The sequence below is a fragment of the Chthonobacter rhizosphaerae genome, assembly GCF_013839525.1.
Lineage (GTDB): Bacteria > Pseudomonadota > Alphaproteobacteria > Rhizobiales > Pleomorphomonadaceae > Chthonobacter > Chthonobacter rhizosphaerae.
The window spans coordinates 161093-180848 of sequence record NZ_JACDIS010000007.1 but is presented as its reverse complement, the minus strand read 5'-3'; the positions used below and the strand labels follow the sequence as shown (position 1 = coordinate 180848).

Here is a 19756-nt window from a genome sequence, read left to right as displayed (position 1 = left end):
GGGAGATTCGCCACCCGCCGCCCCCGCGGCGGGTGGCCGGGATTCCCTCCCGTATCTCGTCGGCGACTGCCGGCACGGGCCCCGAGGCGCCCGTTTACTCTCAACCGTGATTAATCACGGCCGTTGCGCCGGCGCTAATCAAGGTTTGTTACCGAATCTTACGCGGCAACCGGCGGCTGCGCGGCCCATCCCGAAAGGCTGCCCGCGGCCGCTTTTCGAAGCTCGGCCGGAAGCGGCGCGGCGCCAGGCGCGCCCCGGTTCAGAGCGGTTCCGTGGCTTCGATCAGGAAGGCCCGGTCGGCGTCGTCGAGGTGCGGCGCGACGGTCTCCCGCACGGCCTGGTGGTAGGCGTCGAGCCAGGCCCGCTCCTCGGCCGAGAGGAGCGAGGGCTCGATCAGGCGGCGGTCGATGGGCGCGAAGGTGATCGTCTCGAATCCCATCATGGGCCGGTCGCCGCCCTCGACGGGCGTCGGCTCGGTGACGACGATCAGGTTCTCGATCCGGATGCCGAACGCGCCTTCCTTGTAGAAGCCGGGCTCGTTGGAGAGGATCATGCCCGGCTCCAGGGCGACGCCGCCGGTCTTGGAGATGCGCTGCGGCCCCTCGTGCACCGACAGGTAGACGCCGACGCCGTGGCCGGTGCCGTGGTCGAAGTCGAGGCCGGCGTCCCAGAGCGCCTGGCGGGCGAGGATATCCAGGTGCGCGCCGGTGGTGCCCTTCGGGAAGCGCGCCCGGGCGATGCGGATGTGGCCCTTGAGGACGCGCGTGTTGCGGTCGCGCATCTCCTCGGTCGGCACGCCGACCACGAGGGTGCGGGTGATGTCCGTGGTGCCGTCCTCATACTGGGCGCCGCTGTCGACCAGATAGATCTCGCCGGTGCGGATCGGCCGGTTGGTGGCAGTCGAGACCCGGTAGTGGGGGAGGGCGGCGTTCGGGCCGGCGCCCGAGATGGTCTCGAAGGAGATGTCCTTGAGGGCGCCGGTCTCGGCGCGGAAGCGCTCCAGCGCCTCGGCCGCCGCGATCTCGTCGAGGCCGCCCTTCGGGGCCTCCCGGTCGAACCAGGCGAGGAAGCGCGTGAAGGCGACCGCGTCGCGCCGGTGGGCGCCACGGGTGGCGGCGAGTTCGGCGGGGGTCTTGCGAGCCTTCGGCAGGACCACCGGGTCGCGCCCGTCCACCACGGCGCCGCCGGTGTCGGCGACCAGGGCGGCGATGCGGGCGGCGGCGGTGGAGCGGTCGATCAGCACGCGCGCGTTGGCGCGGCCGAGCTTTTCGAGGGCGGGCTCGAAGGCGACCGGCTCGAAGATCTCCGCCGCCTCGGCGAGCGTGTGGCGAACCTCGTTGGAGAGCTTGCGGCCGTCGATGAAGAGCGAGGGCTTGCCGTCCTTCGGGACCACCGCGAAGGAGAGCGGCAGGGGGGTGTGCGGCACGTCCGCGCCGCGGATGTTGAGGAGCCAGGCGATGGAATCGGGCTGCGTCAGCACGGCGGCGTCCGCGCCGGCGTCGGCCACCGCCTTGGCGATGCGCGCGACCTTGGCGGCGCGGGCCTCGCCGGCGAGGGCTTCCGGATAGAGCGTGACGGCGCCGAGCGGGGGCGCCGGCCGGTCGTCCCAGACGGCGTCGACCGGGTTGTCGCCGACGGGAACGAGTTCGGCGCCGGCCTCCTTGAGGGCCTTCTCGAACCGCTCCGCCTCGGCGGCGGTGTGGAGCCACGGGTCGAACCCGATCCGCGCACCCTTCGGCACGGCCGTCTTCAGGACGGTGGACGGCGGCTCGTCGATCAGGTGGCGCGGCGTGAAGGCGGCGGTGTCCACCTGGGCGCGGACCTGCACGGTGTAGCGGCCGTCGACGAAGATGGACGCCTGATCCTTCAGCACCACGCAGAGGCCGGCAGAGCCGGTGAAGCCGGTGAGCCAGGCGAGCCGGCGGGCGGCGGCGGGGATGTATTCGCCCTGATGCTCGTCCGCGAGCGGGACCAGGAATCCGTCGAGCCCCCGCCGGGCGAGCTCCGCCCGCAGGAGCGCGAGCCGCGCCGGACCGGTGGACGGGTCGCTGAGGGTGTCGAAGGTCTGGAACATCGGGGCACTCCGGGCGGGCGGGACGGACGGGAGATGAGACGGGGAGACGGGCGGGGCGTCAAGGCGGGGGGTGACGCCACCTTCCGGCCGTCATGGTCCGCGCAGGCTACGGCTGTCCGTTCGGCGGCATCGGACGGGAAAGGGCGTAGATGGTCCGCCTGCGCGGACCGTGACGGCCGGGGGCGAGGCTGTGCCGGCGCCCCGCGCCTATCCGCGCCGCTCCAGGACCAGCGTCGTCCAGCCTTCCTTCGGGACGGTGAAGAGGCGGGTGAAGCCGGCGGAGCGGTAGGTGGCGAGCACCGACGGGGCCTGGGTGGACAGGATGCCGGACAGGACCACGACGGCGCGCGGCGAGGTGTGGGCGAAGACCTTGGGGGCGAGCGCCTTCAGCGGATCGGCGAGGATGTTGGCGACCACCAGGTCGAAGGTGCCGCGGAGCGCCGCATGGTCGAGGCCGGCGGCGGTGACGGCGGTGACGAGCGACGGCACGCCGTTGAGGCGAGCGTTGTCGGCGGCTGTGACCACGGAGATCGGGTCGATGTCGCTGGCGATGACGCGCCGGCGCGTCATTTTGGCGACCGCGATGGCGAGGACGCCGGTGCCGGTGCCGAGGTCGAGCGCGCGCGGGAAGCGATACGCGGGCAGGAGGCGGGAGAGCGCGACGAGACAGCCCCAGGTGGTCGGATGGTGGCCGGTGCCGAAGGCCTGCGCGGCCTCGATCTCCAGGCCGATCAGGCCGGCGGGGAGCTTGTCCCGGTCGTGCGCGCCGTGGACGACGAAGCGCCCGGCGACCACGGGCTTCAGGCCCTCCAGGGACAGCTTCACCCAATCCTCGTCGGGCGTCTCGAACACCGTGACGGGGGCGCCGAAGCCGTCCGCGCCGAGGATGTCGAGCACGCGCGTGCGGACGGTCTCGGCGTCGTCGCCGAAGATCCAGGCGTCCACCGCCCAGCCGTCCGGCACCTCGAACCAGGAGACGGGCGCGCCCTCGTCTTCGAGCGCCGCGTCGAGGAGGCGCGCGATGCGCTCGGATTCCTCGCGGTCGGCGCGGATCTGGACCTGGTACTGGCGCATGGAGGCTCCGGCGGTGTTGCGTCGGCCGGTGGTTTAGGCGCGGGGGCGAGGGGAGGCAAGGGGGGGCGGTGTGGGGAGGGAGGGGCGACGCGCGGTGGCGGTTTCGCCCTCAGCCGCGCTGAGCCGTTCGCCGTCATCCCGGCGACCGCCGGGATCCAGCGGGTGGAGAGGCCCGCACGACGGTTGCCGGCCCGGGTTTGTCGGTGCGACTGGCGCGACGATCGGATGGATCCCGGCCTTCGCCGGGATGACGGGTTTCGGGGGTCAGAGGTCGGCGCAGGCCGACAGGTGTCTCACCCTCCGCCGTCGTGGTCCGCCCTGAACCGCCGGTGGTGGGGACCGTCGTGGTCCGGGATGAACCAGCCGGTGGAGGGGACCGTCGCCCCCTCAGTCCTTGCGTTCCACGAAGCTGTCGACCACGCGTTTCTGGCCGGCCTTGTCGAATTCCACGGTCAGCTTGTTGCCGTCCACGGCGGAGACGATGCCGTAGCCGAACTTGACGTGGAAGATGCGCTCGCCGGTCTTGAACTTGGGCTCGCCGCCGATGACCGACTTGGCGATGAGCTCGCCCTCGATCACCCGGGCGTTGCCGGCGGTGTAGGGGGAGCCGGGGGAGGCGAAGCCGCGCTGGGAACCGGCGGCGGCGCGGTTCTTCTGGGCGCGCTGCCAGCCGGGCGTCTCGTAGGACGAGGCGAAGCGTTCCACCTGGTCGAACCGGGACTGGCCGTAGGGGTTCTGGCGCCCGAAGCCGCCGCCGAGCGCACCGCCGCCGCGGGCCGCGTAGCTGGAATAGCCGCCGTAGTTGGACTGGCTCTCGCTGACGTGGACGTGCGGCTCGGGCAATTCGTCGAGGAAGCGGGACGGCAGGCTCGACTGCCAGGACCCGTGGATGCGCCGGTTGGCGGCGAACCAGATCAGGCAGTGCTTCTTCGCCCGCGTGATGCCCACGTAGGCGAGCCGGCGCTCCTCCTCCAGGCCCGAGCGGCCGCCCTCGTCGAGGGCGCGCTGGTGGGGGAAGAGGCCTTCCTCCCAGCCCGGCAGGAACACGGTGTCGAACTCCAGGCCCTTGGCCGAGTGGAGCGTCATGATCGAGACCGCCTCGTCGGAGGCGTTGTTGTCCCGGTCCATGACGAGGGAGATGTGCTCCAGGAAGCCCGCCATGGAGTCGAAGTCCTCCATGGAGCGGATCAGCTCCTTCAGGTTCTCCAGCCGGCCCGGCGCCTCGGCCGAGCGGTCGTTCTGCCACATGGCCGTGTAGCCGCTCTCCTCCAGGATGAGTTCGGCGAGTTCGGTGTGCTTCAGGGCGTCGAGCTGGTTGCGCCAGCGGTCGACGCTCTCGATGAAGTCGCGGAGCGCGAGGCGGATCTTGCCCTTGAACTCCTCGGTGGCGATCAGCTGGCGCACGGCCTCCGACAGCGGCACCCGGTTGGCGCGCGCATAGTCGTGCAGCACCTTCACGGTGGCGTCGCCGAGGCCGCGGCGGGGGGTGTTGATGATGCGCTCGAAGGCGAGGTCGTCGGCGGGCTGGCTGACCAGCCGGAAATAGGCGAGGGCGTCCCGGATCTCCTGGCGCTCGTAGAAGCGCGGACCGCCGATCACCCGGTAGGGCATGCCCATGGTGATGAAGCGGTCCTCGAACTCGCGCATCTGGAAGGAAGCGCGCACCAGGATGGCCACCTCGTTGAGGTTCACGCCCTTGCGCTGGAAACGTTCGATCTCCTCGCCGATGGAGCGGGCCTCCTCCTCCGAATCCCAGGCGGAGGCGACGTTCACCTTGGCGTCGTCCGGGCCCTCCTCGGCGTCGGTGAAGAGCGTCTTGCCGAGGCGGGCCTCGTTGTGGGCGATGAGGTGGGAGGCGGCGGCCAGGATGTGGCTGGTGGAGCGGTAGTTGCGCTCCAGCCGGATCACCTTGGCGCCCGGGAAGTCGCGCTCGTAGCGCAGGATGTTGTCCACCTCCGCGCCGCGCCAGCCGTAGATGGACTGGTCGTCGTCGCCGACGCAGCAGATGTTGCGGGCGCCCCGGGCGAGCAGGCGCAGCCAGAGGTACTGGACGACGTTGGTGTCCTGGTACTCGTCGACGAGGATGTACTTGAACCGCCGGTGATAGTCGGCGAGGACGTCCGGATTGTCGCGCAGGATGCAGAGCGTCTCCAGGAGGAGGTCGCCGAAGTCGCACGCGTTCAGGACCTTCAGGCGGGCCTGATAGGCGGCGTATAGCTCCCGGCCCTTGCCGTTGACGTAGGCCCGGGCCTCGCCCTCCGGGATGTCGGCCGGGCGCTGGCCCTTGTTCTTCCAGCCGTCGATGGCGGAGGCGAGCTGGCGCGCCGGCCAGCGCTTCTCGTCGATGCCCTCGGCGACGATGAGCTGCTTCATGAGGCGCAGCTGGTCGTCGGTGTCCAGGATGGTGAAGTCGGAGCGGAGGTCGGCGAGCTCCGCGTGCCGGCGCAGCATCTTGACGCCGATGGAGTGGAAGGTGCCGAGCCAGGGCATGCCCTCCACCGTGCCGCCGACGAAGCGGCCGATGCGCTCCTTCATCTCGCGCGCCGCCTTGTTGGTGAAGGTGACGGCGAGGATTTCCGACGGAAACGCCCGGCGGGTGGCGAGGATGTGGGCGATGCGGGTGGTGAGCACGCGCGTCTTGCCCGTGCCGGCGCCGGCCAGGACCAGCACCGGTCCGTCGAGGGCCTCGACCGCCTCGCGCTGCTCCGGATTGAGGCCCTGGAGGTAACCGCCGGCCGGCGGCGCGGCGGCCGCCATGGCGCGGGCGGCGATGCCGCCGGAGCGGGGAGAGGGGTCCTGCACGGCGGGCTCGATGTGATTCTGCTTCGGCTGCATGGGGGAACAATAGAGCAACGGTCGATCCGGAGCGAGGGGCGGCGGATGCTTTTCGGCCAACCGGCCGGAACGGCCCCGGGGGCGTGGCGGACCGGTGGGCGCGCTCCGGCCGGCCGGGGTCAGCGGTGGCGCTCGGCGAAGTCGGCCGCCATGGCGTCGTTGAGCGCCCGCAGCGCCGACACGTGGGAAGCCCAGCCGACGATCCGCTCCGGATCGTCGCCCTCGGCGACGGCGAGATCGGCGCGGCCGGAGAAGTCGAAAAGCTTCAGCGCGTGGGCGAGCGTGTCGCCCGGGGCGAGCAGGGAGTCGCTCGGATAGTCGGCCGGCAGCTTCGCCTTCGGCAGGGCGGGCGTCATGAAGGCGGCGACCTTGAGGGTGCGCATCAGGTGCCGCTGCGGGCCGCTCTGGAGGAGGATGCCGCGCATCTCCAGCTGCCACTGGATGAGCGAGCGCCCGTGGAGCGCCTGGTTGGTGGCGGTGGCGATGGCGACGGTCAGGAGGAGCGCGATGGAGAGCTGGAACCCGCCGGTGAGTTCGAACACCATCACGGCGGTGGAGACCGGCGCGCCGAGCACGGCGGCGGCCACGGCGCCCATCCCGAGGATGGCGTAGAGCGGCTGGGGCGAGGCGAGGTCTGGCGCGACGGAGGCGGCGACCGCCCCGAAGGCGCTGCCGGTGAGCGCACCGAGGTAGAGCGACGGGAAGACGATGCCGCCGCCGAAGCGGGACGCGAGGGTGATGGCGGTCGCGATCATCTTGGCGGCGAGGATGAGGAGGAGCCCGAGGAAGACGCCGTCCGTGTGGAGGGCGCGGTCCATGGCCTCCGCCCCGATGCCGAGCACCTCCGGCATGGCGACCCCGATGGCGCCGACCAGGAGGCCGCCCGCCACCGGGCGGCACCAGAGCGGCATCGGCACCTTGCGGGCCATCACGTCGGTGCCGACCAGGGTCCACTGGAACAGGACGGCCACCACACCGGCGGCGAGGCCGAGGATCGCGAAAGCCGGGAACTCGGAATAGGACTCGATGGCGATCGGGTCGATGTCGAAGATCACCGCCTCGCCGAAGAGGAGACGCGCCGGGATGACGGCGGTGGTGGCGGCGATGACGGTGGGCACGAAGGCGGTCAGCCCGTAGTGGCCGAGGATCACCTCGTGGGCGAACAGCACCCCGGCGATGGGGGTGTTGAACGACCCCGCGATGGCGCTGGCGGCGCCGGCGGCGAGGAGCACGCGTTCCTGCCCGCTGCCGAGGCCGCGCCATTCGCCGAGCTTGGTGGCGATCACGCCGCCGAGGTGGACGATCGGGCCCTCGCGGCCGGCGCTCGCCCCGGCGCCCAGCGACACGATGGTGGCGAAGGCGCTGCCGACGCCGGGCCAGAAGGCCAGAACGGGCTTGCCGGAGGCGCGCGCCTCCACCACGTCGGCGAGGCCGGCGGTACGCTGGCCGGGGTGGACGCGCTGGAGATAGAGGCCGACCACGAGGCCGCCCACCGTCGGGCCGGCGATCACCACCCACCAGGGCGCGGCCGCTGCCACGTCCAGCATGTGGTCGGACGTGGTGCCGAGCCAGAGCCACTGCACCCAGCCGACGCCGTAGTGGAAGAGGATGGTCGCACCCGACACGGCCAGCCCCACCACGAACGCGAGCAGCCACAGGAGCGGCTGGCGCGTGCCGATGAAGGCCGTGAGATGCACGCCGACGGACCGGCGGAAGAGATCGTCTAAAGGGGTCATGCGGGACGACCGGTGGGCGGACAGGGAGGCCGGCGCCGCCCGCATGGGCACCAGGTGCGGACTTTGGGCCGGCAGGCTTCGGGTGGACGGCTTGAGGGCGGCAGGCTTGAGGCGGGGGCAGGCTTCTTATGGCGGAGGTCCGGCTCGCGCCGGCGAGGAGCGATCCCGTCCGACGCGTCGGCGTTCGCGCGGACCGTTCCGCCGGAACGCCCCGTCGACCCGCCGGGTGTTCAGGGTGCGATCGGGCCGGTGGCGTCGCCCGAGGCGCCGACGCGCGTGGACGGGACGCCGGCGTCGGCGAGAAAGCGCTGGACGCTGTCCGGGCCGATCAGGTGGGCCGCGCCGACCGCCACGAAATGCGTGCCGGCGCCGCCGTCCATGACGGCCTTGATGGTGTCCGCCATGCTGGCGTTCCGCCGGGTGACGAGGGTGTCGTAGACCTCCGGGCCCATCTGGCGGATCTCGTCGAGGGCGCGGGTCTCCAGCGTGTGGGTGTCGCCGGAGACCCAGGCGGCCGCCACCGTGTCGAAATAGTCGGACGATCGGGATGCCTCGTCGACGGAGGCGCGCAGGACCGAGAGCTCCGCTTCCGGAGACAGCCCCGCGAAGAGGGCGAACTGGCCGGCGCTCGTCTCGAAGCCGCGCACGGGCTTGCCGGTGCGGGTGGCGAGGCGGGCGAAGACGGCGTCCGGCCCGGTGCTGACGTAGCCGGCCCGCTGCAGGGCCTTGCGGGCGATCATCACCGAGGCGAGCCAGGGACGCATGGGCTCCAGGGTGGCGAACGGGATGTCCAGCTCGGCGGCCGCCTCCTTGACGCGGGCGAGGTCCGCCGGGTCCAGGGCGGCGGAAAGCGGGCGCTCCGGGCGGGTGCCGAGGCTCATCACGCCGGCGCCGCCGCCGGCGGTGGTCAGGTCCACCTCCAGCCAGAGGTCGTCGCTCTCCAGGAAGGCGTTCATGGTCTCCTCGTGCTCCCAGCCGACGCCGCTGCGCAGCACGTGGAAGGTGCCGAAGAGATAGACGGTGCTGTCGGCGTCGCGCGCCATCCAGAGCGCGGGCGTCGCCGCCGCGGGGGCGAGCGTGCCCGCGAGGGCGGACAGCGCCAGAACGAAGCCGCCGAGCGCCCGGACGAGGGTGCTTCGGCGCGACCGGCCGTCGGCTTTCATGGCTTCCTCCGCCTCCTTAGCCTTATCCTCAAAAGATACATCGCTTTTCACCGGACCGCCGTCAAAGGTTTTGGCGGCCGGGCAAGGGTTTGATAGGGTCGCAGGCGGCGCCGCAGGGAAACGTTTCCCAGGCCGCCGGCCCGGCGCCGCGATGGCGATCGGCGCGGCGGCCGCAAGGCGGGCCTCGGCCAGACCGAAAGGGTTGACCCATGGGGACAGTCACGCGCCTCGTCCGCAACGAGACCGGCATCGGCGTCGTCCTCGAAACGCTCGCCGACCTGTTCGGCGACCGCTTCAGCAGCGCTCTATCGGTTCGCGAGCAGCATGGCCATACGACGACCCGGATCGAGAACCAGCCGCCCGACGGAGTGGTGTTCGCCACCACCAACGAGGAGGTGGCGACCGTGGTTCGCCTGTGCGCCGCGAACGGCGTGCCGGTGATTCCGTTCGGCACCGGCACGTCGCTGGAAGGGCACGTGAACGCGCCGGCCGGGGGCATCTCGATCGACCTGTCGCGGATGGACCGGATCCTCGCCGTGCGGCCGGAGGACCTGGACTGCACCGTGCAGGCGGGCGTGACCCGCAAGCGGCTGAACGAGACGCTGCGCGACACCGGCCTGTTCTTCCCGATCGACCCGGGCGCCGACGCCTCCATCGGCGGCATGGCGGCGACCCGCGCCTCGGGCACCAATGCGGTCCGCTACGGCACCATGAAGGACGCGGTGCTCGCCCTCACGGTGGTGACGCCGGACGGCGAGATCGTCCGCACGGGCACGCGGGCGCGCAAGTCGTCGGCGGGCTACGACCTGACGCGGCTGATGGTGGGCTCGGAGGGGACGCTCGGCGTCATCACCGAAATCACCTTGCGCCTCCACGGCATTCCGGAGGAGATCGCCGGCGGCGTCTGCCCCTTCCCGAGCATCGAGGCGGCCTGCGAGACGGTGATCACCACCATCCAGGCGGGCATCCCGATCGCCCGGATCGAGCTTCTGGACGCCCTCCAGGTGAAGGCCGTGAACGCCTATTCCAAGCTCGGCCTCGCCGAGACGCCGACGCTTTTCGTGGAGTTCCACGGCACCAAGGCGGGCGTCGCCGAGCAGATGGAGATCTTCGACGCCATCGCGGCCGACTTCGGCGGCGGTCCGGCGGCCTTCGCCACCAAGGCGGAGGAGCGCACGCGGCTGTGGCAGGCCCGGCACGACGCCTATTGGGCGTCCGTCGGCCTGGTGCCGGGGTGGAAGGGGACGTCGACGGACGTCTGCGTCCCGATCTCCCAGCTGGCCGCCTGCGTGACCGCGACCCAGGAGGACATCGCGGCCTCCGGTCTGATCGCGCCGATCGTCGGCCACGTGGGCGACGGCAACTTCCATGTGCTGGTGCTCGCCGACCCGGCGGACGCGGCCATGAACGAAACGGTGGACGCCTTCATCGGACGGCTCAACGAGCGGGCGATCGCCATGGGCGGCACGTGCACGGGCGAGCACGGCGTGGGGCAAGGAAAGATCGCGTATCTTCCGGCCGAGCACGGCGGCGCGCTGGAGCTGATGCGGGCGATCAAGCGGGCGATCGATCCGCACGCCATCATGAACCCCGGAAAGATCCTGGCGCCCTGACCCCAATGGGACAGCGGCGCCGTCCGGCGCCGCGACGCGCCGGATGAGGACCACGGAGACAGGACCCTGAACTCGATTTACTTCAGCGTCGGTCTGGCCATCATCCTGGCGCTCCTGGTGGCGCTGGTCGGACCGCTGTTCGTGGACTGGACCGCCTATCGGGCCACGTTCGAGCAGCAGGCGACGGAAATCCTCGGCCATCCGGTGCGCGTCACCGGAACGGCGGACGCGTCCATCCTGCCGGTGCCGACGCTCGCCTTCACCGACGTGATCATCGGCGCGCCGGACAGCCCGATCATGACGGTGGCCCGATTCGACCTGGAGGTGGAGCTGTTCCCGCTCCTCTCCGGCGAGGTGCGCGTCACCCAGATGCATCTGGCCGAGCCGGAGCTGACGGTGCGGGTGTCGGAGGAGGGCGCCTTCGAGTGGATCGCCGCCAAGGCGCGCGTGCCGACCGACCCGCGGAAGGTGGTGCTCGACCGGGTGGACATCGTCGGCGGCCGGATCACGATCGCGGATCGGCGGCACGACAGGCCGCTGCAGATCTCCGACGTCAATGCTGTGCTCGACGCCCGCTCGCTGATCGGCCCCTACAAGCTCGACGGGTCGGCCATGGTGGGCGACGACCGGGTCATGATGCGCGTCTCGACGGGAGAGGTGGACGCCGCCGGCGCGGTGGTGGTGAAGGGCGCCTTCACGCCCGTGAACCGGCCCGTGGCGATCTCGATCGACGGGCGGGCGCGGGTGGAGGCCAACGAACCGAAGTTTGCCGGCACCCTCCGGCTGGACCGGGCGGTGGAGAAGGGCGACCCCGCCGAGGCCGCGACGCCCTGGTCGGTGACCGCGACCGTGGAGGCGGACGCCTCGCGCACCGTGGCCAAGCAGCTGGAATATCATTACGGGCCTGAGGACCGGCCGTTCACCGTTTCCGGGTCGGCCTCGCTCGACTATGCCTACGAGCCCCTGTTCGACGCGGTGCTGTCGGCCCGCCAGATCGACCTCGACCGCACGCTGGGCGAGGGTCCCGACAAGCCGGTGTCGTTCGACACCGTGCTGGCGGCGCTCTCGGCCGGCCTCCGGGAGATGCCGGCGCCGCCGGTGCCGACCCGCGTCGGCCTGGACATTCCGGGCATCGTGGTGGGCGCGAGCATCGTCCAGTCGGTCCGGCTCGACGCGTCGAGCACGGCCGACGGCTGGATGATGGAGACGGTGGAAGCCGTGCTGCCGGGCCGTTCGACGCTGCGCGCGCGGGGGCCGCTGGTCACCCGTCCGGTGCTCTCCTTCGAGGGCGACGTGGTGGTGGCCTCCGAACAGCCCGCCACCCTGGTGGCCTGGTGGCACCCGGGCCGGAAGCCGACGACGCTGCAGGCCTTCTCCGCCCAGATGGGCATGTCGGCCTCGGAGGCGGGCCTCCGGCTCGACAACCTGGACGCCACCGTGGGCGGCGCGTCGATCCGCGGCACGGCCGCCTACACGCCGCCGCACGCGAACCGCACCGCGCGGGTCGCGCTGTCGCTGACGGCCGACAGAGTGGCCGTGGAGCAGGTGCAGGCGATGGCCGCCCTCGCGGCGAGCGACGACGGCCGCACGCCGTTCGCCGACGCGGAGCTGGACCTGGAGCTTTCGGCCGGCGCCCTGACGGCCGGCGACGCGGTGGCCGAGGGCGTGGACGTGCGGGCCGCGCTCACGGACGGAACGCTCGCGATCGACCGGCTCTCGGTCGCCAATCTGGCCGGCGCGCGGCTGTCCGCCGCCGGGCGAGTCACCGATCTCGCCACCACGCCGGACGGCTCGATCCAAGCCCGCGTGTCGGCGGAAACCTTCGACGGCGTGACGGCGCTGGTGCGGGCGCTGATGCCCCAGTCGGACCTCGCCGACGCGCTCCAGACCGCCGGACCGGTGCTGGCCCCGGCCGCCCTGGAGGCGACCGTGGAGGCCCGGGCGGCGGCGGACGCCACCGCGCTCACGGTCCGCCTGTCGGGAACGGCCGGAGGATCGATCCTCGACGGATCGCTCGCCTTCGACGGCCGGGTGGACCGGTGGGAGACCGGCACGGTGGACCTGTACGCGAGCGCGGAAGGGCCGAACGGCGCCCGGCTGATGCGCCAGCTCGGCTTCGACGTGCCGGACCGGGGCGGACCCGGCGCCGGCCGCGTCACCGTGGAAGCCAAGGGCACGCCGGAGGCCGGGCTCGCGCTCGTCGGTCGCGGCTCCCTCGGCGCCACGGAGGCGTCGGTCGATGGCACCTTGCGGCTACCCCGGGCGGCGCCGGCGGCCGCCGATCTCGCTGTCCGGTTGAAAAGCGACGACGTAGGGCCGATCCTGGCGCTCAGCGGCAATCTGATGGCCGATCTTCTCGGCTCCATGCCGATCGACGCCTCCGCCGACGTGGCGGTGGTTGGGGCGAAGGCGACCGTCTCGGGGATCACCGGCACCCTCGACGGCGAGCCGATCGCCGGCGACCTGACGACCGACTTCACCGGCGCGACGCCGCGCGTGACCGGGCAACTGGCGCTCCGGTCCGCCACGCTGGAGGGGCTCGGCGAGCTCGCCCTCGGGGCGGGCACGCTCGCCATGCCGTTCGAGACGAGCCGCAACCCATGGCCGGAGGCCCCGTTCGGGGTGGGCGCTCTCGACGGGGTGGACACCGACGTGGCGCTGGCGTTGGAGCGGCTGGAGCTGACGCCGACGGTGGCGGCCGACGGGGTCGCCCTCGCGATCCGCAACGGCGCGAGCGGCCTCGCCTTCGACGGGATCTCCGGCCGGATCGCCGGCGGGACCCTCACCGGCAGCGTGGTGGTGAAGCGCGACCTGGAGGGACAGGCGGCGGTGGACGCCACCTTCAAGCTGGACGGCGCGCCGGTCGACGCCTTCGCGTGGCGGCGGGGCGACCGGCCCGTGGTGACCGGCCGGCTGGGCGTGGACCTCGACCTGCAGGCGAACGGCCGTACGGTGACCGGGCTCGTGTCGTCGTTGTCGGGCGGCGGCGCGATCCGGGTGGAGGACGGCGTGATCCGGTCCATGAACCCGAGCGCCTTCGGGGCGGTGATCCGGGCGGCCGACGCGGACCTCGACCTCAACGACGACGAGATCCGCCAAGTCTTCACAGCCAACATCGACGCCGGAGACCTGCCGTTCGAGCGCCTGGAAGGCGCCTTCACCCTGTCGTCCGGCACGCTCCGGGCGCCGAACCTGGTGGTCTCGTCCGGCACGGCGACCACCAGCGGGTCGGCCGTGCTCGACCTGCCGCGCTGGCGGCTGGAAAGCGACTGGCAGCTCGCCGTCGATCCGGGCGCGGACGCGGTGGCCGGGGCGGTGCCCCAGGTCGCGCTTCTGTTCCGCGGGCCGATCGACGACCCGTCCCGCACCGTGGACGTGACGTCCTTCACGGCATTCCTGACGCTCCGCGCCTTCGAGGCGGAGGTGGAGCGGGTGGAGGTCATGCAGGCGGACATCCAGGAACGTGAACTCCTGCGCCGGACCCTGCAGCGCAGCGAGGACGCGGCGGTCCGTCGCCGACGCGCCGAGGAGGCGGCCGCGCGCCGGGCCGCCGAGGAGGCCGCCGCGCGGCAGGCCGCCGAGGCCGAGGCTCTGCGCCGCGCCGCCGAGGACGCAGCCCGCCGGGCCGTCGAGGACCCGGGTCGCCGGTCCGACACCGGCGGGGCTCCCGCGCCTCCGGCCGGCGCCTCACCGACGACGCAGGACGGCGCGGCGCTCGGCAACGAGGACGACGGCGAGTTCGCGGACGCCATCCGGCGCAAGCTGGAAGCCCTGCGCGACGAGCGCCTCCGCCAGGACGGCACCCTGCAGCCGCTGCCGCAGTCCACGGTGGGCCCACCGCCCGGCGCGGCCTTCCTGCCGGGGCAGCCGCTGGACCTGACGCTGCCCTGAGAGGGCGGGACGGACGGCGGCGCGCCGGTCCATCGGGACGGCTGCGGGAGCGGGTCAGCACAATGTGAAGCGCGCTCCGCCAGCTGGCATCTACAGACGATGAAGTGAACCGCGCCCTCTCGGCCGGACGACGACCGACGTCCTGCGGATGCCATAGGGTTGTTGGCTTGGCAGGCGCACAAACATCGTTGCCGAGCGCAATTTACATGGCTGATCTCTAACCGAAAGGCGTAGACATACGCCTCTGGAATACTCGATCGGGCAACTTGCCCGGCTTCGCAGACAACCCGACAGTCAGATCACGTTGGGACGTGGCCATCGACGATCAAACGATGCTCGGAACGCGCGGTGCAAGTTTTACGATTTGCCGCCAGAAGATCTGCTTCATGTTTCTGGGCGACCGATGCTTCAGCGAACGGTTTTCGTCGCATCGATCGTAAGAAAGATCGTCTACATTACAATATCTATCAGCTTACTGCTAAATTGTTTCCAAACTGATCCGGCTGACCGCATCATCATGAGTAGATTTTGGAGTATAAAAAATGGGCTACCAAATATCTGCCAACGTGAGTACCTTTTTGAATTGGCGGGTCGCTTATCTGAAGCCCAATTCAACATTCACTATTCTAGCCGTTTCTGCCATCTGCTTATTCTTTTTGATCTATGGTCCCTTCTTTGTGGATCCAGGCCCAACAATGGCTTTGAGCTTGAACCCATTCAGGCTGGAAGATCCAGATTTCGAATACTTCACCAGTTCGTTTCTGTTGTATTTTCTGGGCTACGTAGCCGGCTTGGATAGTCGCGTGGAGTACATCATCTTCTACACAGGTGCTGTGCTTCTGGCTGGCTTTTCGCTCATATTCTATGTGCTTAACCGATGGTCGTCTATGGAGGATCGCGCGACCGCTCTGGCGCTGATCGGCCTCTCGCCAATTTTCCTCGTCTTGATTTCCTGGATAGGCAAATCAGATCCGGCTGTCGTGTTCTTCACAGTTCTGCTTACACTGTCCCCAAACCCTGCTGTGATCTGGCTGTGGGCAGCTCTTCTGTTGTGTGCCCATCAGGAGCAGGGACTCGCTATCATCGTTATTCACTGGCTTGCCCGAGAAACAAACGGCATCAGACTTGCATCCCTCGTCGCGGGCGTCATGGTGGGTCTCATCACGGGCTACCTTTACAAGGCAACGCTTGGGCTGGAGAGCAGCGGGCGAGCGGATATGCTCGGCGACATCTTCTGGCTCGTCGTTGCCAGTAATCTCGCCCAACCTGCGTCAACTCTGATGCTCGACCTTACGTGGTTCTGGGGCGCGATCGCCCTTGCGGCCATCTCGGGCTTGATGCGCTGGCGCTTGTGGGCAGCGCTTGCGATCGCGATAGGTGTCGGCGCTTTCACCGCCGATACAACCCGCGTGACTGTATTGCTCAGCCTCCCGGTCTTACTTGCTGTCACCGAACTTTTGATAGACCGCCACGGGCGCAGACTAGCGCCAGTTCTCCCGATCATCGTCATCGCAGCCTTCGTCCAAGCTCAGAAGCTGGGCTTTGGTGATGGCGCTCCACGCGTGCGAGATATCAACTGGGTTCATGTCTGGAAGTACACAACGAACGAACCTGTACAGCGCTAGTCACATCCTGCAGTTTTTTGCTCGAACGAGAAAAACAGAAGGCGCAGGCCTATTCATCACCATTGTGAGACTCTCATGCTTGCAACTCGACACCTTTCCACTTCTGTACTTGTTGTGGACTTGGACAGCTTGCTTCCCCGGCCAGCTGTGCTGATTGAGGTATTGAGATCTAACAGCTTTCGGGATTGGCTTCGCGCTTTGTCGGAATGGCGCGCAAGTTCTGAGATCGAACGGACTTGGGACGCGCTCGTGTCGAACCTCGATGTTGCAAAGCTTTATTTTGATGACGCCGCGATTGCGGTTGTGCGCGCCTGGCGCGATCAAGGCGGACGTACCGCACTCGTATCCGGCTATGGCCAAGCGTTTTCAGAGCGAATTGCTGAAAGCCTCCAACTTTTCGACTTCGTCTGCGGCGCTGGTGTGAAGAATGTATTCAGCAGCACAGAAAGAGACAGGTCTCACTCCGAAGACGTCGGATGCGAAACCTTTGCTTACATGGGGCACTGCAACGTCAAACCATCCATGTGGCGCGAAGCCAGTCATATCATTGCTGTAAATGTGCCGCCGTCTCTACGCAGTAAACTCGAAGGCACGAATAGGACAGTAGAGTATTTAACCACCACTAAAGAATCGCCAAAAATGTACCTAAGGGCCCTGCGGCCTCATCAATGGATCAAGAATATTCTCATTTTCTTGCCTATGCTGGCCGCTCACGAAGTCACCGTGTCGAATTTGTCGCATGCCCTGCTCGCTTTTTTTGCTTTTTGCCTAGTCGCGTCCAGTGCTTACGTCATCAATGACCTTTTCGATCTCGCGTCGGATCGAGCTCATCCACGTAAACGCGTCCGGCCATTCGCATCCGGAAGCATACCGGTGCAGCATGGAATCGGGATGGCCGTGGGTCTTCTTGCTTTCGGTTCGGCATCGGCGGCGTTCATCAATGGAGCTGCACTATTACTGCTGCTTGCGTATTACTTGATAACGTTGGCGTATTCTGCTCACCTGAAGCGGTTCGCGGTTGTAGATATATGCGTTCTCGCTGGGCTGTATTCCGTCAGGATTTTTATGGGCGGGCTTGCGACGGGGATAACTCTTTCAGTCTGGTTGCTGGCGTTTTCGCTCTTCTTTTTCTTTGCCTTGGCGGCGGTCAAGAGACAGGCGGAACTCGTCGATATGGAAAAGCGAGGCCGATTTGTTCTTGCGGGACGAGGCTACAGCGTAAGCGATCTTCCAATTATCAACATCATTGCAATCGCCTCAGGTTATATGTCTGTGGTGGTTCTGGCACTGTACGTGAATTCACCAGCGGTAAATGCGCTTTACCAGCAGCCCGCGGCACTGTGGGGCATCTGTTGCGTGCTGCTGTACTGGCTTACACGCATTGTTCTGATCACGCATCGCGGGGCCATGCACGATGACCCTGTTATCTACGCCGCCACAGACAGAACCAGTCAGGTTTGCTTCGCGATGGCTTTCGGTTTTGCCTTAGGTGCAACGTTTTCGTGATGTCAGGAAAAGGAACCGGTATGTAATTAATGCGGACGATGGTTGAGAAATCAACCTGCCATCAGGTTGGTCATAGCAGGAGGCCTGTGGAGGAGGGGTCGTATTTTGGAGGGGCTCAACGAGCTTCTTCGTCGTCTCGCCCTCCGACAAACGAGAAACGGCCGGTCTTGTGACCGGCCGTTCGTGTTGGGTTATGCGGCCGGGCTCGGGGCTCAGTCGATGCGGACGGCCACGAAGCGCAGTTCGCCGGCGGGGTTGGCGAGGAGGAGGAGGGCGGACTTGCGGCCCATGTCCTTCAGGCGCTTCACGGCCGCCGCGACCGCGTCCGGCGTGGTGACCGGTTCCTGGGCCACCTCCACGACCGTGTCGCCGGCGGCGATGCGCTTCTCGGCGGCCGGGGAGCCGTCGTCCACGGCGGTCACGACCACCCCCTTCACCTCGGGGCTGATCTGGAACTGGCCGCGGTTGGTATCGTCGAGTGGCGCGAGGCTGAGGCCCAGCACCTTCTCTGCGGGCTTCGGCGCCTCAGGAGCCGGCTGTTCGGCGCTCTGCTGCTCGGCGGCGGCGAGGCGCTCGCCTTCCTCCAGGCGGCCGAGGGTGACCTTGACGGTGATCTCCTGACCCTTGCGGATCAGCTTCACGTCCACCTCGCGGCCGATCGGCGTGTTGGCGACGAGCCGGGGCAGTTCGCGCATCTCGCGGATCGGCTGGCCGTTGAAGGAGACGATCACGTCGCCCGGCTCGATCCGGGCCTCAGCGGCCGGGCCGCCCTCGGTGACGCCGGCGACGAGCGCGCCGCGGCTGGAGCCGATGTTCAGGCTTTCGGCCAGATCGTCGGTCACCTGCTGGATGTTGACGCCGAGCCAGCCGCGCCGGGTCTCGCCGAACTCGCGGAGCTGGTCGATGATGCTGACGGCGGTCTCGGCCGGGATGGCGAAGCCGATGCCGATGGAGCCGCCCGACGGCGAGATGATGGCCGTGTTGATGCCGACCACGTTGCCGAACATGTCGAACAGCGGGCCGCCCGAGTTGCCCCGGTTGATGGCGGCGTCGGTCTGGATGAAGTTGTCGTAGGGACCGGCGTTGATGTCGCGGTTTCGGGCCGACACGATGCCGACCGTGACGGTGCCGCCGAGGCCGAACGGGTTGCCGATCGCCATCACCCAGTCGCCGACGCGCAGGGTGGTGCTGTCGCCGAAGCTGACCGCCTTCAAGGGCTTCTCGGGCTTCACCCGCAGCACCGCGAGGTCGGTCTTCAGGTCGCGCCCGACGATCTCGGCGGTGAGCTTGGACCCGTCGGAGAAGTTGGCGATGATCTCGTCCGCGTCCTCGATCACGTGGTTGTTGGTCACGATGATGCCGGAGGCGTCGATCACGAAGCCGGAGCCGAGCGACTGGACGCGGCGCGGCTGGTTGCCGCCGCCTTCGCCGTTGGGGCCGCCGCGCTGGTCGAAGAATTCGTCGAAGAAGTCCTGGAAGGGCGACCCTTCGGGCACCTGCGGCAGGGGCACGGAGCGCTGGTTCGCCACGGTCTGGGACGTGGAGATGTTGACGACCGCGTCGAGCAGATCCTCGGCGAGGTCGGCCACCGAGTCCGGGCCGTTCCGGCGGCCGGGCGTCGTGGGGGCGGGCGCCGCCGGCGGAGGCGCGATCTGCGAGGGGGCGGGCATCGCGGGCGCCGCCTGGGCCAGCGCGGCGCGCGGCGCGAGCGGGCCGGCGAGAAGGGTGCCGCCCACGGCCAGCGCGGCAACGGTCGTCGTCAGCCGGCGCCGCCAGGATGTTCCAGTTACCATGTCGAGGGCCATCGGCCGTTCACCTCCGCTCCCGCATGGCCGCCCGGCCTTGTCTCGCCGATTCGGCCGATCGCGCCACTGCCCCGTCCGGCCGCCAAGGCCGCCGGTCCGCGCCGTGGAGTCTGCACCATCCGGCGCCCGCACGCGAGCACCGGCCACCAACTCATTTTTCAAGCGATAACATGCTGCCGTCAAAAATGTGGCAGCGACCACGGGCGTAAAGGGCCGATCACCGGACGGTGACCCCGGATCAGCCGCGGACCAGCCAGACGACGACGACGCCGATGGTCATGGCTGAAAGGCCGACGATCCTGACCGTGGCGTCCGGCAGGTCGAGAACCTGCCGGATGCTCCGTTTCATGGCGGCGGGAGCCGCCGCATAGAGGACGCCCTCGATGACCGCGACGAGACCGAGGGCGACCAGGAAGTCCTGCATCGGACCTCCG

General features: G+C 69.0%; 11 protein-coding genes. 4 read left to right on the top strand and 7 right to left on the bottom strand.

What is annotated here, in order from left to right; genetic code table 11:
- Window positions 1–259: 259 nt before the first annotated feature.
- From HND91_RS14535 to HND91_RS14515, 5 genes are all read right to left on the bottom strand, one after another.
- A complete protein-coding gene (locus tag HND91_RS14535; protein ID WP_181707313.1) occupies window positions 260–2074 on the bottom strand; it encodes an aminopeptidase P family protein in 1815 nt (604 codons plus the stop codon).
- A gap of 207 nt (window positions 2075–2281) precedes the next feature.
- The gene (locus HND91_RS14530; protein WP_181707312.1) at window positions 2282–3148 is read right to left on the bottom strand and encodes a 50S ribosomal protein L11 methyltransferase; all 867 of its coding nucleotides are present in this window, start codon (window positions 3146–3148) and stop codon (window positions 2282–2284) included.
- Window positions 3149–3535: 387 nt separating this feature from the next.
- The gene (locus HND91_RS14525) at window positions 3536–5983 is read right to left on the bottom strand and encodes an ATP-dependent helicase (RefSeq protein WP_181707407.1); all 2448 of its coding nucleotides are present in this window, start codon (window positions 5981–5983) and stop codon (window positions 3536–3538) included.
- Window positions 5984–6102: 119 nt separating this feature from the next.
- Window positions 6103–7719 (bottom strand): chloride channel protein, encoded by a 1617-nt coding sequence (locus HND91_RS14520; RefSeq protein WP_181707311.1) that lies wholly within the window; start codon window positions 7717–7719, stop codon window positions 6103–6105.
- 230 nt (window positions 7720–7949) lie between these two features.
- The gene (locus HND91_RS14515) at window positions 7950–8882 is read right to left on the bottom strand and encodes a TraB/GumN family protein (RefSeq protein ID WP_181707310.1); all 933 of its coding nucleotides are present in this window, start codon (window positions 8880–8882) and stop codon (window positions 7950–7952) included.
- Between the two features lie 209 nt (window positions 8883–9091).
- Between HND91_RS14515 and HND91_RS14510 the strand changes: the two genes are divergently transcribed.
- From HND91_RS14510 to HND91_RS14495, 4 genes are all read left to right on the top strand, one after another.
- A complete protein-coding gene (locus tag HND91_RS14510; protein WP_181707309.1) occupies window positions 9092–10495 on the top strand; it encodes an FAD-binding oxidoreductase in 1404 nt (467 codons plus the stop codon).
- A 66-nt stretch (window positions 10496–10561) separates the two neighbouring features.
- On the top strand, window positions 10562–14386 hold the full coding sequence (locus tag HND91_RS14505) for an AsmA family protein (protein WP_343057349.1): 3825 nt from the start codon (window positions 10562–10564) through the stop codon (window positions 14384–14386).
- Between the two features lie 542 nt (window positions 14387–14928).
- A complete protein-coding gene (locus HND91_RS14500; RefSeq protein ID WP_181707307.1) occupies window positions 14929–16011 on the top strand; it encodes a hypothetical protein in 1083 nt (360 codons plus the stop codon).
- Window positions 16012–16086: 75 nt separating this feature from the next.
- Window positions 16087–17517 (top strand): UbiA family prenyltransferase, encoded by a 1431-nt coding sequence (locus tag HND91_RS14495; RefSeq protein ID WP_181707306.1) that lies wholly within the window; start codon window positions 16087–16089, stop codon window positions 17515–17517.
- A gap of 212 nt (window positions 17518–17729) precedes the next feature.
- Here the strand turns inward: HND91_RS14495 and HND91_RS14490 are convergent, their stop codons facing one another.
- On the bottom strand, window positions 17730–19322 hold the full coding sequence (locus HND91_RS14490) for a Do family serine endopeptidase (RefSeq protein ID WP_425485461.1): 1593 nt from the start codon (window positions 19320–19322) through the stop codon (window positions 17730–17732).
- A 238-nt stretch (window positions 19323–19560) separates the two neighbouring features.
- The gene (locus tag HND91_RS14485) at window positions 19561–19746 is read right to left on the bottom strand and encodes a DUF2065 domain-containing protein (RefSeq protein ID WP_181707305.1); all 186 of its coding nucleotides are present in this window, start codon (window positions 19744–19746) and stop codon (window positions 19561–19563) included.
- Between the last annotated feature and the right edge of the window lie 10 nt (window positions 19747–19756).